Below are 13,812 nucleotides of genomic sequence, written 5' to 3' on the forward strand. Positions count from 1 at the left end.
CATGACCGTACCGATCTCTCCGAAGCGAACCGCCCTGCTCGACGCCGCCCGCGACCGCATCCTGGTGCTCGACGGCGCCATGGGCACGATGATCCAGAACCTCCAGTTCGATGAAGCCGCCTTCCGCGGCGAGCGCTTCAAGGATTTCCACCGCGACCTGCGCGGCAACAACGATCTGTTGATCCTGACCCAGCCGCAGGCGATCGAGGACATCCACGCCGCCTATTTGCGTGCCGGTGCCGACATCGTCGCGACCAACACCTTCTCCACGACCTCGATCGCACAGGCCGATTACGACCTCACCGACATCGTCTATGAGATGGCGCGCGAAGGCGCCCGCCTCGCCGGCAATGCGGCCCGGCGTGTCGAGGCCGAAGACGGCAAGCCGCGCTTCGTCGCCGGCGCCCTCGGCCCGACCAACCGCACCGCCTCGATCTCGCCGGACGTTTCCAACCCCGGCTACCGCGCCGTCACCTTCGACGACTTACGCAAATCCTATGGCGAACAGATCAAGGGCCTGATCGACGGCGGCGTCGACCTGCTGCTGGTCGAGACCATCTTCGACACGCTGAACGCCAAGGCGGCGCTCTATGCGATCGCCGAGATCACCGAAGAGCGCGGCATCGACGTGCCCGTGATGGTGTCCGGCACCATCACCGACAAATCCGGCCGCCTGCTGTCGGGACAGCTGCCGGAGGCATTCTGGCATTCGGTGCGGCACGCAAAGCCCGTCACCATCGGCTTCAACTGCGCGCTCGGCGCCGAAGATCTGCGCGCCCATATCGCCGATATCGGCCGCGTCGCCGATGCGCTGGTGTGCGCCTATCCCAATGCCGGCCTGCCCAACGAGTTCGGCCAGTACGATGAGACCCCGGAGTACATGGCCCGCCTGATCGGCGACTTCGCCCGCGATGGGCTCGTCAACATCGTCGGCGGCTGCTGCGGCACCACGCCGAACCACATCGCGGCGATCGCCGCTGCGGTCGCCCCGCACAAGCCGCGCGTCGTGCCGGAGATCGAGCCTCGCTTGAGGCTTTCCGGCCTCGAGCCCTTCATTCTGACGGACGCGATCCCGTTCGTGAATGTCGGCGAGCGCACCAACGTCACGGGATCGGCGCGCTTCCGCAAGCTGATCACCGCCGGCGACTACACCTCCGCGCTGCAAGTCGCTCGCGACCAGGTCGAGAACGGCGCACAGATCATCGACGTCAACATGGACGAAGGCCTGCTGGACTCGGAAGCCGCGATGCGGACCTTCCTTAACCTCGTCGCCGCCGAGCCCGACATCGCCCGCGTGCCGGTGATGGTCGACTCTTCGAAATTCTCGGTAATCGAGGCCGGCCTGAAATGCGTGCAGGGCAAGCCGGTGGTGAACTCCATCTCGATGAAGGAAGGCGAGGAGAAGTTCATCCACGAAGCGAAGATCGCTCGGCGTCATGGCGCTGCTGTCGTGGTGATGGCGTTCGACGAGGTCGGCCAGGCCGATACGTTCGCGCGCAAGACCGAGATCTGCAAGCGTGCCTACGACATTTTGGTGAACCGCGTCGGCTTCCCGCCGGAAGACATCATCTTCGATCCGAATATCTTTGCGATCGCGACCGGCATCGAAGAGCACAACAATTACGGCGTCGATTTCATCGAGGCGACGCGCTGGATCCGCAACAACCTGCCGGGCGCGCATATCTCGGGTGGCGTCTCCAATTTGTCGTTCTCGTTCCGCGGCAACGAGCCGGTGCGCGAGGCCATGCACTCGGTGTTCCTGTATCATGCCATCAAGGCTGGCATGGACATGGGCATCGTCAATGCCGGGCAGATGATCGTCTATGACGACATCGATCCCGAACTGCGCCAAACTTGCGAGGACGTCGTTCTCAACCGCGATCCCGGCGCGTCCGAACGCCTGCTGGCGCTCGCCGAGAAATTCCGCGGCAACAAGACCCAGACCAAGGAGGCCGACCTCGCCTGGCGCGAATGGCCGGTGGCGAAGCGGCTCAGCCACGCGCTGGTGCACGGCATCACCGAATTCATCGAAGTGGATACCGAGGAAGCCCGCAAGGCCTCCACGCGGCCGCTCGATGTGATCGAGGGACCGCTGATGGCCGGCATGAACGTGGTCGGCGACCTCTTCGGTGACGGAAAAATGTTCCTGCCCCAGGTCGTCAAATCCGCACGCGTGATGAAGCAGGCGGTGGCCTGGCTGATGCCATTCATGGAGGAAGAGAAGGCGCGCAACCTCGCCAACGGCATCGGCACGGAAGGCTCCAGCTCCGCCGGCAAGATCGTGCTCGCGACGGTCAAGGGCGACGTCCACGACATCGGCAAGAACATCGTCGGCATCGTGCTCCAGTGCAACAATTTCGAGGTCATCGACCTCGGCGTGATGGTGCCGGCCGCGAAGATCGTCGAAACCGTGAAGGCGGAGAAGGCCGACATCGTCGGCCTGTCCGGCCTGATCACGCCCTCGCTCGACGAGATGGCGTTCTTCGCCGGCGAATTGCAGCGCGAAGGGTTGAAGCTGCCGCTGCTGATCGGCGGTGCCACCACGAGCCGCGTGCATACCGCCGTGAAGATCGACCCGAGCTACCGCGCTGGCCCTGTGGTGCATGTCAACGACGCCAGCCGCGCGGTCGGCGTCGCCTCCGCGCTGCTGTCGCCCGAGAAGCGCGAGGCCTATGCTGCCGACGTGCGCGCCGAATACGCAAAGATCTCCGATGCGCATTTCCGCGCGCAGGCCGACAAGAAGCGGCTGAAGCTGGCTGCGGCCCGCGCCAACCGCGTGCCGGTCGACTTTGCTGCGAACAAGCCGGTGAAGCCGACTTTCCTCGGCATCAAGAGCTTTGACGATTACGATCTCGCCGAGCTCGTGCCCTATATCGACTGGACGCCGTTCTTCCAGACCTGGGAGCTCGCCGGCCGCTTCCCCGCCATTCTCGACGACGCCAAGGTCGGCGAGGTCGCGCGTTCGCTCTATGACGATGCGCGCAAGATGCTAAATCTGATCGTCAAGGAAAAATGGTTCAGGGCGCGCGCAACCGTCGGCTTCTGGCCGGCCAACGCGCAAGGCGACGACATCGTGCTCTATGCCGACGAGAGCCGGACCAGGACGATCGCGACCCTGCACACGCTGCGCCAGCAGCTCGAAAAGCGCGAAGGCCGCTTCAACGCCGCGCTGTCCGATTTCGTCGCGCCAGTTGACACGGGTGTGCCCGACTATGTCGGCGGCTTCGTCGTCACCGGCGGGATCGGCGAGGATGTGGTTGCCGACCGCTTCAGAAAAGCGAACGACGACTACTCCTCGATCCTGTGCAAGGCACTGGCCGATCGCCTGGCGGAGGCCTTTGCCGAGCGCATGCATGCCCGCGTGCGCCGCGAGTTCTGGGCCTATGCGCCGGACGAGGCGCTCTCGACCGACGAACTGATCCTCGAAAAGTATCAGGGCATCCGCCCCGCGCCCGGCTATCCCGCACAGCCCGATCACACCGAGAAGGCGACGCTGTTCGAGCTGCTCGACGCGGAAGCCACCGCAGGCGTGAAGCTGACGGAGAGCTTTGCGATGTGGCCGGGCTCCAGCGTGTCCGGGCTCTATTTCTCACATCCTGCGAGCTATTATTTCGGTGTCGGCAAGATCGAGCGCGACCAGGTCGAGGACTATGCCGTACGCAAGGGCATGAGCGTCGCGGAAACCGAGCGCTGGCTGGCACCGGTGTTGAACTACATTCCGGCGCAGCCGGGCGTCGCCGACAAGGCGTTTGCGGCAACGCCAGCGAACGACGAGGCGTCGAAGGACCTCACCTCGCATCCGCCGGGCTGCACCTGCGCCGTGCATCTGGTCTGGCAGAAGAAGCGCGCGGGCGCGGGATAGGCTTTCGCCTCTAAAACAAAAAATGAGAAAACAACCCCATGCAAAGTAGAATGGGGTTGAAAAGCTTAAGGAATTTTCGGTCCTGCGGAAGCAGCTTGATGCGTCGGGCAAAACACCTGTATTAATTCATCGTCGCAGACCTCGCCTGTTGAATGGCAGAGGCTCTCCACCCCGATCTCGTGTGGGCAACCACATCGCTCTCCAACTCACATTCCAAACAGCTTCGCATCCTCGCGGCGCGTTGCGCTCCCACAGCCCCCACAATGCCGTGAACGCAACGCGCGCTCGCCGCGACCAATAGCGGTCGCCGTCGAACAGCCAAGGAAATCAGATGCTGGATGCCCATCAATTGATGTGGACGCAGATTGCCGCCGCAGTCTCGGTTTTGCTGTTCGGCTTGACGCTGTTCGGCCTGGTCCGCATGTGGGCCCGGATGCAGGCCGCGCGGAGTTGGGACAAGGTCGAGGGCGTCATCACGGTCTCCCGGGTCGATCAGCCGGCGACGCACGCCTCGGACGATCGGAACGATGCCAGGCCCATCATCCGCTATCGCTATCAGGCCGGCGGCCAGGAGCTGGAAAGCGACAAAATCTTTGTCGGCGGACCCGCCATCACGACAAGGGTGCTCGCCGCAAAACTGGCCGGACGATATCCGGTCGGCGCGCATGTCGACGTCCATGTCGATCCGAAGCAACCGACCGAGGCGCTGCTGGAGCCTGCCGCGGCGCAGAACGTCGCAGCGCTGGTGGCGTTCACCATCGCATTCGGGTTCATTGCCGCCACCCTGACCGCGCATTCGCTCGCCGGTCACGTGCTCTACGCCGACAATGGCGTTCCGTTGTTCGCGTTCGCGCTGCCAATCATCGCGCTCATCGGCGCCGTGTTCTGCGTCGCCGAATATGTCCGGACGCGCGGGCTGGCGAGCGCCAGCCTGCGGTGGCCGACCGCGTCGGGCAGGATTACGCATTCCGACGTGATCGAGGAGATCATCGAGGAGAAGACCGAGCACGACAACAGACCGACGACTTCAAAGCTTGTACACCGCTATCAGGTCGACCTGCGCTACGCCTACAGGGTCGGCAAGCGCGACTTCACCGGTACCGAACTCAATTGGGGCGGCACCATGGTCTCCGGGCTGCGCGAGGTCGCGCAAGAGGCCGCGGCGAAATATCGTCCCGGGCAGAGCGTCAAGGTCTATTACGATCCGGATCAGCCGGGACAGGCCGTGCTGGAGCCTGCAAGCGGGGAAGGCGCACTGGGGCCGCTGATCGGTGCCGCGATTTGCGCGATCGTCGGCGGCCTGTTCCTGACGATCCTGATCAAAGTCGGGTTCGCGTAGCGCGAGCTGATACTGATCAATCGGGAGCGGCAGCTCCGGTGCAACATCTTTCCCGGAGCAGGGCCATCGCATATGAGGGCGGAAAGCTGTGGGGCGGACTCGGCCTGCATGGTTCGAGACGCCCGCTTTGGCGGGCTCCTCACCATGAGGGTCAGATTTCTCGCCGCAAAACGCGACCTCATCCTGAGGGCCCGCCGCGGGCGGGCGTCTCGAAGGATGGGCCGCAGGCGAGCTTCTGACAACGCCTTGCTTCATACGCGATACCCTCTCCCTCCGCGAGAGGTGAGGACCGAGCCCGGTCCACCCTTCGCCGTCCCTCACCCCTTCGGCGGCGCCAGCGGTTGCACGATCTCCTTGAACGGCGCCAGCGCTTCGCAGCGTTCGGCATGCGCCGACAGCGACGGATAGCGCGAAGCCTCGAACAATTGCGGATGCGCTTCGCGGGTGAAGCGGACGACGCAGGCCACCGCGATGTCGGCGTGCCCGATGCGCGTCCCCAGCCAGTACGGCGTCGTCACCTTGGCGCGCTCGGCCTCCAGCACGCCGAGGACATCCGTAATCTGCGCCTCGCAGCGCTGGACCCACAACGCAAGCTGCTCCTTCCTCAGCACGCGCTCATAGAGCAGGCTCACCGCCTTGTCGCCGAGGCCAGTGGCCAGCGCGCAGATGCGCAAGTGCTTCCGCCGCTCGGCGCCGCTGCGCGGCAGCATCGCCTTCTCCGGCCCTACCAGTTCATCGAGATAGTCCAGAATGATCGTGCTCTCGATCAACGCCTCGCCGTCGTCGAGAACGAGGGTCGGCACGCGGCGTAGCGGATTATACGGCGCGATCTTGTCGGCATCGCCGAAGGTCGACCACGGCCGGTGCTCGAAGGCGAGCCCGTAAAGCCGCAGCGCAATCGCGACGCGGCGGACGAAGGGGGAATCGTATTGGCCGATCAGGAACATGGATTTGCGCTCTTCTCGTTTTTCCGGCAGGGCCGGTCAGTTTCGACGGTAAGATCGGCGCCACGCAAGAAAAATCTTTGAATTGGAGCATTGCGCCGGATGCAACGGCGCTCTCGGCAGCGTTACGCGCAGCACCTGCAACGCGAACTCAAAGCCCATCCTGAATCGAGCGCTTGATGGCCGCGATCGCGGCCTCGTTGCGCCGGTACATCGTCCACTGCTTGATCCGCTTGGCGCGCACCAGCTTTGCGGCCGTCAGCACCCGCATATGCTCGCTCAGCGTCGGTGCGCCGACACCGAGCTTCTCGGCGATCAGAAGTCCGCAAACGCCGTCCTCGACCAGGTCGCCGTCGGCCTGCTCGCGAAAATGCTTCCGCGGCTCCCGCAGCCAGTCCAGAATCTGCAGGCGGCGCTCGTTGGCGAGCGCATGCAGGGCGACAGCGATGCCCTCACTCCGTCATTGCGAGCGCCGCGAAGCAATCCAGGATCTTCGCGCAGAGACAGACTGGATTGCTTCGTCGCATCAGTGCAAAATTGCTACGCAATTTTGTCACGAGCTCCTCGCAATGACGCTGTGGAGACAGCCTTGTAGCCTGGATGAGCGTAGCGAAATCCGGGGACCGTCCGTGCGTGAGATGATCCCGGATTGCGCCGCGCTCCATCCGGGCTACGAATCCTCCCTTACCCTTCCCCCTCGTCGCTCGCCAGCACGCCCTTCACCGCGCGCGCCCAACCCGCGAGCTTTCGCTCCCGCGTCGCCTGGCTCATGTTCGGTTTGAAGCGGTGCTCCAGGCGCCAGTTGTCGGCGAATTTGGTCGGCTCGGGATAGACGCCGGCCTCAAGGCCGGCGAGATAGGCGGCCCCTAACGCTGTGGTTTCCTGGATCACGGGGCGGTCGACCGGCGCGTCCAACAAATCGGCGAGGCGCTGCATGGTCCAGTCGGAGGCGGTCATGCCGCCGTCGACGCGGAGCACGACGCTGGCGATTTCCGAGCTCGGCCAGTCGGCGCGCATCGCGGCCCAGAGGTCGAAGGTCTGGTAGCAGACGCTTTCGAGCGCGGCATGCGCGAGCTCGGCAGGTCCGGTGTTGCGGGTGAGGCCGAACAGCGCGCCGCGCACGCGCGGATTCCAATAGGGCGCGCCCATGCCGACGAAGGCCGGGACGAGATAGACGCTCTGCATGGAATCGGATTGATCCGCGAGCGGGCCGGTTTCGGCGGCGTGCTTGATGATGCCCAGCCCATCGCGCAGCCATTGCACAGCCGAGCCCGCAACGAAGATCGAGCCTTCCAGCGCGTAGGTGCGTTTTCCGCCGAGCTGATAGGCGATGGTGGTGAGCAGCTTGTTTTTCGAGACCACCGGCGTGGTGCCGGTGTTGAGCAGCGCGAAGCAGCCGGTGCCATAGGTCGACTTCATCATGCCGGGGCGGAAGCAGGCCTGGCCGATGGTCGCGGCCTGCTGGTCGCCGGCGATGCCGGAGATGAGAATCGCGCCGCCGAACAGATCCGGCGTGCTCTCGCCGAAGCGGGCGGAGGAATCCTTCACCTCGGGCAGCATCGAGCGCGGCACGCCGATGATCTCCAGCAGCTCGTCGTCCCATTGCCCGGTGTGGATGTTGAACAGCAGCGTGCGTGAGGCGTTGGTGGCATCGGTGGCGTGCACCTTGCCGCCGGTGAGGCGCCACAAGAGGTAGCAGTCGACGGTGCCGAACATCAGCTCGCCGCGCGCGGCCCGCGCCCGCGCGCCGGGGACGTGATCGAGAATCCAGGCGACCTTGGTGCCGGAGAAATAGGGATCGATGATCAGGCCGGTCTTCTCTGAGATGACGGGCTCGCGACCGTCGGCCTTGAGCTTGGCACAGATGTCGGCGGTGCGGCGGTCCTGCCAGACGATGGCGCGGTGCACCGCCTGACCGGTGGCGCGGTCCCACACTACGGTGGTCTCGCGCTGGTTGGTGATGCCGATCGCGGCGATGTCCTTCGCGGTGATGCCGGCCTGCTTGATCGCGTCGCGGCACACCATGATGGTCGAGGTCCAGATGTCCTCCGGCTCGTGCTCGACCCAGCCCGAGGCCGGAAAATGCTGCGGGAACTCGGCCTGCGCGCGGGCGGCGATCGAGATGTCGCTGCGAAACACGATGGCGCGCGAGGAGGTGGTGCCCTGATCGATGGCGAGGACGAAAGACATGGCGGCGGACCTTGGCGTTATTCCCTGTGGAGGGTTCATTGTGTCGCGCCAAAGGGAGCGGATTAGGGCGAGAAGGTCAAGGTAGCTCGGCGATGCGGTCCTTACCCTCCCCTGGAGGGGGAGGGTCGGCTCACATTGAGCGAAGCGAAATGTGAGACGGGGTGGGGTGATCTCTCCACACGGGCAGCTTTCGACGTGGAGAGACCGTCACCCCACCCCGCTACGCATTTCGCTGCGCTGCATGCGTAGCGAGCCTCCCCCTCCAGGGGAGGGTAAGAAGTACGCAGCCCGTCCGTCAGGTCGAGGTTCTCCGACGTCGCAGATGTTCGAGCCGCGTGGCCTCCGCCTCGCGCGATCCGTATAGCTCGACATAGATGCGTTCGAGCACAGCGGTGAGATCGGCCGCGATCTCCGAATTCCAGAACCGGATGACTTGGTATCCTTCGCGCTCGAGCCAGCGTTGCCGTTCGCGGTCTTTCTCGGCCGTGTCGTCTTCGTTGTGATGTCCGCCGTCGAGTTCAATGATCAGGCGCTTGGCCGGACAGAAGAAGTCGACGACGTAGGGACCGATCGGCGCTTGTCGGCGGAAATGCGTCCCCTCAACCGGAAGCTCTTTGAGGGCACGCCACAGCAGCCGTTCGTACGGCGTGGTATTGGCTCGCAACTTTCTCGCGGCGGCGCGTCGGATTGATGTCGAGACCATTCTTGGGCTTCACCCCACCCCGCTCGCGCTTTGCGCGAGCGACCCACGAGCGAGCTACGCTCGTCTCGGACCCCTCCAGGGGAGGGTAAGCGAAGCGCGACCTTAGCACAATCACAAGGCGTACGAGGCTACACGGCCGGCGTCGTCACGCCGCCGTCGATGACGATGGTCTGCCGATGCCGCGGCTGGAGCCGGTGACGATTGCCACTTTTCCTGTGAGATCGAACGGGGTGTTTTTCATTGGTGTTGGGTTCCGCTGCTTCCATTTACTCCGTCATTGCGAGCACAGCGAAGCAATCCAGAATCTTTCCGCGGAGAAAGTCTGGATTGCTTCGTCGCATCAGCGCAAAATTGCTACGCAATTTTGTCGCGAGCTCCTCGCAATGACGATGTGGCGAGATCCCGGGCTCATCGTTGCGCACGCCCTGGGATGACGGCCGTGGTCAGATCAACCCGCCCGAATCAGCCACACGGCGCTGGTGGTAGTCGGTATCGCCGAAGCTGTTCTCGATCATGGTGAGGCGCTTGAAGTAGTGGCCGATCTTTGCCTCCATGGTCATGCCGATGCCGCCGTGAAGCTGGATCGCCTGCTGGCCGACGAACTTCAGCGACTTGCCGATCTGCACCTTGGCCGCGGCGATCGCAACGGCGCGCTCGCCTGCGTCCTCGAAATCACCCGCCATGGTCGCGAACATCGACATCGATCTCGCCTGCTCGGCGGCGACGAACATGTCGGAGGCGCGGTGCTGCAGTGACTGGAACGAGCCGATCGGCACACCAAACTGCTTGCGCGTCTTGATGTACTCGACCGTGGTCTTGAGCGACTCGTCCATCAGGCCGACCGCCTCGGCGCAGAGCGCGATGCGGGCCTCGTCGACGACGCGCTCGATCAGCGCCAGCGAGTCGTCGGGATTGCCGAGCACGGCATCGGCGCCGACCTCGACGCCGGTGAAGCTGATGTCGGCGGCATGCAGGCCGTCCTGCGTCGGGTATGACTTCTTCGCCATGCCCTTGGCATTCGCCGGCACCAGGAACACGCCGATGCCGGTCTTGTCGCGGCGATCGCCCCCGGTGCGCGCGGTGACGATCAGTGTGTCGGCGTTCTCGCCGTTGAGCACGACGAACTTCTCGCCGTCGATCACGTAAGCCTCGCCCTTCTTCTTCGCCGTCGTGGTGACGTCGAACAGATCGTAGCGCGAGTTCTTCTCGAGCTGGGCAAACGCCAGCGTCTTGCTGCCGTCGACGATGCCGGGCACGTGGGCCGCCTTCTGCGCATCGGTGCCGGCGTGGCGGAGGAAACCGCCGCCGATCACGACCGTGGCGAGATAAGGCTCGAGCACCAGCGCCTTGCCGAGCGCCTCCATCACGATCATGGTCTCGACACCGCCGCCGCCGAAGCCGCCATCGGCCTCCGCGAAGGGCAGACCGAGCAGGCCTTGATCGGCGAGCTTGAGCCAGACGGCTTTGCTCCAGCCGCCCTTCTCCTTCATGTATTTCTTGCGGCTCTCGAAATCGTAGGAATCGGTCAGCAGGCCGTCGATGCTTTCCTTGAGAAGCCGCTGCTCCTCGGACAAATCAAAATCCATGTTGCTCTCCAAAATCGACGGTGGATCATTGCCCTCGCCGCCGCTTTACCCCTCAGACGTCATCCCCGCCTTGTGCGCAATTGCGCACTGGGGCGGGGATCCAGTAAACGCAGCCGCCTGCCATACTCACGACCGCCGCGGCGTACTGGGTCCCCCCGCCTGCGCGGGGGACGACAGCGTCCTTCTGTTCAGATCATCACAGCCCCAGCACCGCCTTGGCGATGATGTTGCGCTGGATCTCGTTGGAGCCGCCGTAGATCGAGACCTTGCGGTTGTTGAAGTAGCTCGGCGCGATCTGGGCGGTCCAGTCCATGGCTTCGTTCGAGCCGTCGTCGCCGTGCACGTCGTAGGGCGCGGCGAACGGGCCGATCACTTCCATCAGGAGCTCGGTGGTGGTCTGCTGGATCTCGGAGCCCTTGATCTTCAGCACCGACGAGGCCGGATTGGGCTTGCCCTTGCCGTGCTTGCCTTCGTCGGCGACGACGCGGAGCTGGGTGAGCTCCAGCGCCTTCAGCTCGATCTCGCAGGCGGCGAGCTTCTCGCGGAACGCGGCATCCTGGATGATCGGGCGGCCAGCGGATTCGACCTTGCCGGCGAGATCGCGGATGCGGCGCAGCCGCTCCTTGGAGACGCCGACCCGGGCGATGCCGGTGCGCTCATTGCCGAGCAGGAATTTCGCGTAATCCCAGCCCTTGTTCTCCTCGCCGATCAGGTTCTCGATGGGCACCTCGACGTCGTCGAAGAACACTTCGTTGACCTCGGCGCCGCCATCGATGGTCTGGATCGGACGCACGGTGACGCCCTTGGACTTCATGCTGAAGACGATGAAGGAGATGCCCATCTGCTTCTTGGCAGCCGGATCGGTGCGGCAGAGGCAGAAGATCATGTCGGCGTGCTGGGCCAGCGTGGTCCAGGTCTTCTGGCCGTTGATGATCCACTTGTCGCCCTTGCGCTCGGCTTTCGTCTTCAGCGAGGCAAGGTCAGAGCCGGAGCCGGGCTCCGAAAAACCCTGGCACCACCAGTCGTCGACATTGGCGATGCGCGGCAGATACTGCTTCTTCTGCTCTTCGTTGCCGAAGGTGTAGATGACCGGGCCGACCATGCTGACGCCGAAGGCGAGCGGCTGCGGCGCCGGATAGGACTGCAGCTCCTCGTTGAAGATGTAGTGCTGCACGGATGTCCAGCCGGTGCCGCCATATTGCTTGGGCCAGTGGCTGACGCCCCAGCCCTTCTTGTTGAGGATGCGCCACCACGTCACCATCTCGTCCTTGGAGAGGTGGCGACCCTCGACCAGCTTGCGCCGCGTGTCCGGCGGCACCTTGTCGCGGAAGAATGATCGCACTTCCTCGCGAAACGCCTGCTCTTCTTTCGTGAATGCGAGATCCATCGGATCCTCCTGTGAGCGTTTATTCCTAGTTTGTGGCCTGCTGTTGGACTGATGATAACGATTGCTTTTGCTGCTGGCGCAACTCGTGGCGCGACAGCTTGCCGACCGGCGTGCGCGGCAGATCGTCGACGAACTCGACTTCGGCCGGCATTTCGTGCTTGCCGAGCTTGCCGGCAAGCTGCGCGCGCAGCTCGTCGAGCGAGAACGGCTTTGCCCCGGGCCTGAGCTTGATGAAGGCCTTTGCGGCTTCGCCGCGATAGGCGTCGGGAATGCCGAGCACAATGACCTCGTGCACGCCGGCAATGGTGTAGATCGCCTGCTCGATCATCTGCGGGTAGACGTTGAAGCCGCCGGAGATGATCATGTCCTTCTTGCGGTCGACCAGGAAGAAATAGCCGTCCGTATCCATGTAGCCGATGTCGCCGGTCAGGAAGCGACCGTCGACGAAGGCCTCCGCGGATCCTTCCGGCTTGTTCCAGTAGCCCCTGGTGACGTTCGGGCCCTTGATGCGGATCTCGCCGACGTCGCCCGCCGGCAGCACCTTGGTCGGGTCATCCAGCGCGACGACGTCGAGCTCGATGCCGGGCAGCATCAGGCCGATCGAGCCGGGCTTGTCGGGGCCGACAGGCGGATGGCCGGTGCCGGGCGAGCAGGTCTCGGTCATGCCCCAGCCGCTCTTCAGCTTCTTGCCGATCTTGCGCTCGAAGAAGTTCGCGATCTCCACCGGCAGCGGCGCGCCGCCGGAGCCGATGACGGCGAGCGAGGAGAAGTCGCGCTTGTCGAGATCGGGCAGCGCCGCGATCGCGATCCACATCGTCGGCACGCCCGGAAAGTAAGTCGCGCGCTTGACCCCGATGTCGCGCATCACGGCCTCGACGTCGAAGCGCTGATGCAGCGAGATCAGGTTGCCCCGCCTGAGCGAAGATAGCAGCACAACGGTGAGCGCATAGATGTGGAATAGCGGCAGCACGCAGATCACGCGCTCGACGACATCGCCGCGCGCCGCGCGCGACGGCTTGCCCCAGACGTCGTAGATCGACACCGCCGAGGTGAGATTGCCATGCGTGAGCATGGCGCCCTTGGGCAGGCCGGTGGTGCCGCCGGTATATTGCAGCAGCGCGACGTCGTCCGCCGTCACTTTCGGCCATTGCGCCGGCGGGGCGGCGCCCTCGACGAAGGTCTTGAAGGTGACGATGCGGGGATCATCAGGGATCGCCGCCTGCGGGGTGCCGACCTTGCCCCAATTGTCGTCCTCGCAGACGACGAGACGGTCGATCAGACCCTTTTCGAGAAACTTCAGTGCCGTCGGCAGCAATGCGGCGAGGTTCGACGTGACCAGCACCCGCGAGCCGGAGTCGGAGATCTTGTGGGTCAGCGCGATCTCGCCGTCGAGCGGGGAGAGATGCGCGACGCGGGCGCCGGCCTTGAGCGCGCCGAAGAAATTGACGGGGTGGTCGGGCGTATTGCCGAGGAACAGCGCGACGGAGGCGTTCTTGGCGTAGCCGGCACGGAGAAACGCCGCGGCCGCGCGCTCGACCATCGCGGCAAGCTCGCTGTAGCTGATCGGACGGTCGCGGAATTCGAGCGCGGTGCGCGGGCCGTAGTCGGCGGCGGCTTTCGACAGCAGGTCGGAGAGCGTGCCCTGGACGATGCTGTCGTCCCAGCGCACGCCCTCGGGATAAAACTGTTCGCCGGGGTGGGTCATTGAAGGTCGTTACTCTGCAAAGCGGTCGCGACGGCATCGTGTGAGGCGGGCCCAAGTGTTCGGGCTCCCTTCCCCCCTGTGGGGAAGGGTTGGGGA

General features: G+C 64.4%; 9 protein-coding genes and 1 pseudogene. 2 read left to right on the forward strand and 8 right to left on the reverse strand.

The genetic code is table 11. From position 1 onward, the window contains the following. Position 1 precedes the first annotated feature (1 nt). Together metH and GWG65_RS11770 are read left to right on the forward strand one after the other, a co-directional pair. The gene (gene metH, locus GWG65_RS11765) at positions 2-3,862 is read left to right on the forward strand and encodes a methionine synthase (protein WP_275195735.1); all 3,861 of its coding nucleotides are present in this window, start codon (positions 2-4) and stop codon (positions 3,860-3,862) included. A 331-nt stretch (positions 3,863-4,193) separates the two neighbouring features. Beyond that, positions 4,194-5,201, forward strand: coding sequence for a DUF3592 domain-containing protein (locus GWG65_RS11770; RefSeq protein ID WP_275195736.1), 1,008 nt, complete (start codon positions 4,194-4,196; stop codon positions 5,199-5,201). 317 nt (positions 5,202-5,518) lie between these two features. Here the strand turns inward: GWG65_RS11770 and GWG65_RS11775 are convergent, their stop codons facing one another. The 8 genes and pseudogenes from GWG65_RS11775 to pimA form a co-directional block, all read right to left on the reverse strand. Beyond that, positions 5,519-6,148, reverse strand: coding sequence for a glutathione S-transferase family protein (locus GWG65_RS11775; protein ID WP_275195737.1), 630 nt, complete (start codon positions 6,146-6,148; stop codon positions 5,519-5,521). Positions 6,149-6,296: 148 nt separating this feature from the next. After that, positions 6,297-6,593: a winged helix-turn-helix domain-containing protein gene (locus GWG65_RS11780; protein ID WP_275195749.1), complete on the reverse strand. Its 297-nt coding sequence runs from the start codon at positions 6,591-6,593 to the stop codon at positions 6,297-6,299. Positions 6,594-6,829: 236 nt separating this feature from the next. Beyond that, positions 6,830-8,335: a glycerol kinase GlpK gene (gene glpK / locus GWG65_RS11785; RefSeq protein WP_275195738.1), complete on the reverse strand. Its 1,506-nt coding sequence runs from the start codon at positions 8,333-8,335 to the stop codon at positions 6,830-6,832. Positions 8,336-8,630: 295 nt separating this feature from the next. Beyond that, the gene (locus GWG65_RS11790) at positions 8,631-9,038 is read right to left on the reverse strand and encodes an endonuclease domain-containing protein (RefSeq protein WP_275195739.1); all 408 of its coding nucleotides are present in this window, start codon (positions 9,036-9,038) and stop codon (positions 8,631-8,633) included. Between the two features lie 160 nt (positions 9,039-9,198). Next, positions 9,199-9,279, reverse strand: a pseudogene (locus tag GWG65_RS11795) (short-chain dehydrogenase); the annotation flags it as partial. Positions 9,280-9,481: 202 nt separating this feature from the next. After that, positions 9,482-10,624 (reverse strand): pimeloyl-CoA dehydrogenase small subunit, encoded by a 1,143-nt coding sequence (gene pimD / locus GWG65_RS11800; protein ID WP_275195740.1) that lies wholly within the window; start codon positions 10,622-10,624, stop codon positions 9,482-9,484. Between the two features lie 196 nt (positions 10,625-10,820). Next, positions 10,821-12,011 (reverse strand): pimeloyl-CoA dehydrogenase large subunit, encoded by a 1,191-nt coding sequence (gene pimC / locus GWG65_RS11805; protein WP_275195741.1) that lies wholly within the window; start codon positions 12,009-12,011, stop codon positions 10,821-10,823. A gap of 25 nt (positions 12,012-12,036) precedes the next feature. Beyond that, entirely contained in the window at positions 12,037-13,716 is a 1,680-nt protein-coding gene (gene pimA, locus GWG65_RS11810) for a dicarboxylate--CoA ligase PimA (RefSeq protein ID WP_275195742.1), read from the reverse strand. Positions 13,717-13,812 lie beyond the last annotated feature (96 nt).

The organism is Bradyrhizobium sp. CSA207 (genome assembly GCF_029051685.1).
Lineage (GTDB): Bacteria > Pseudomonadota > Alphaproteobacteria > Rhizobiales > Xanthobacteraceae > Bradyrhizobium.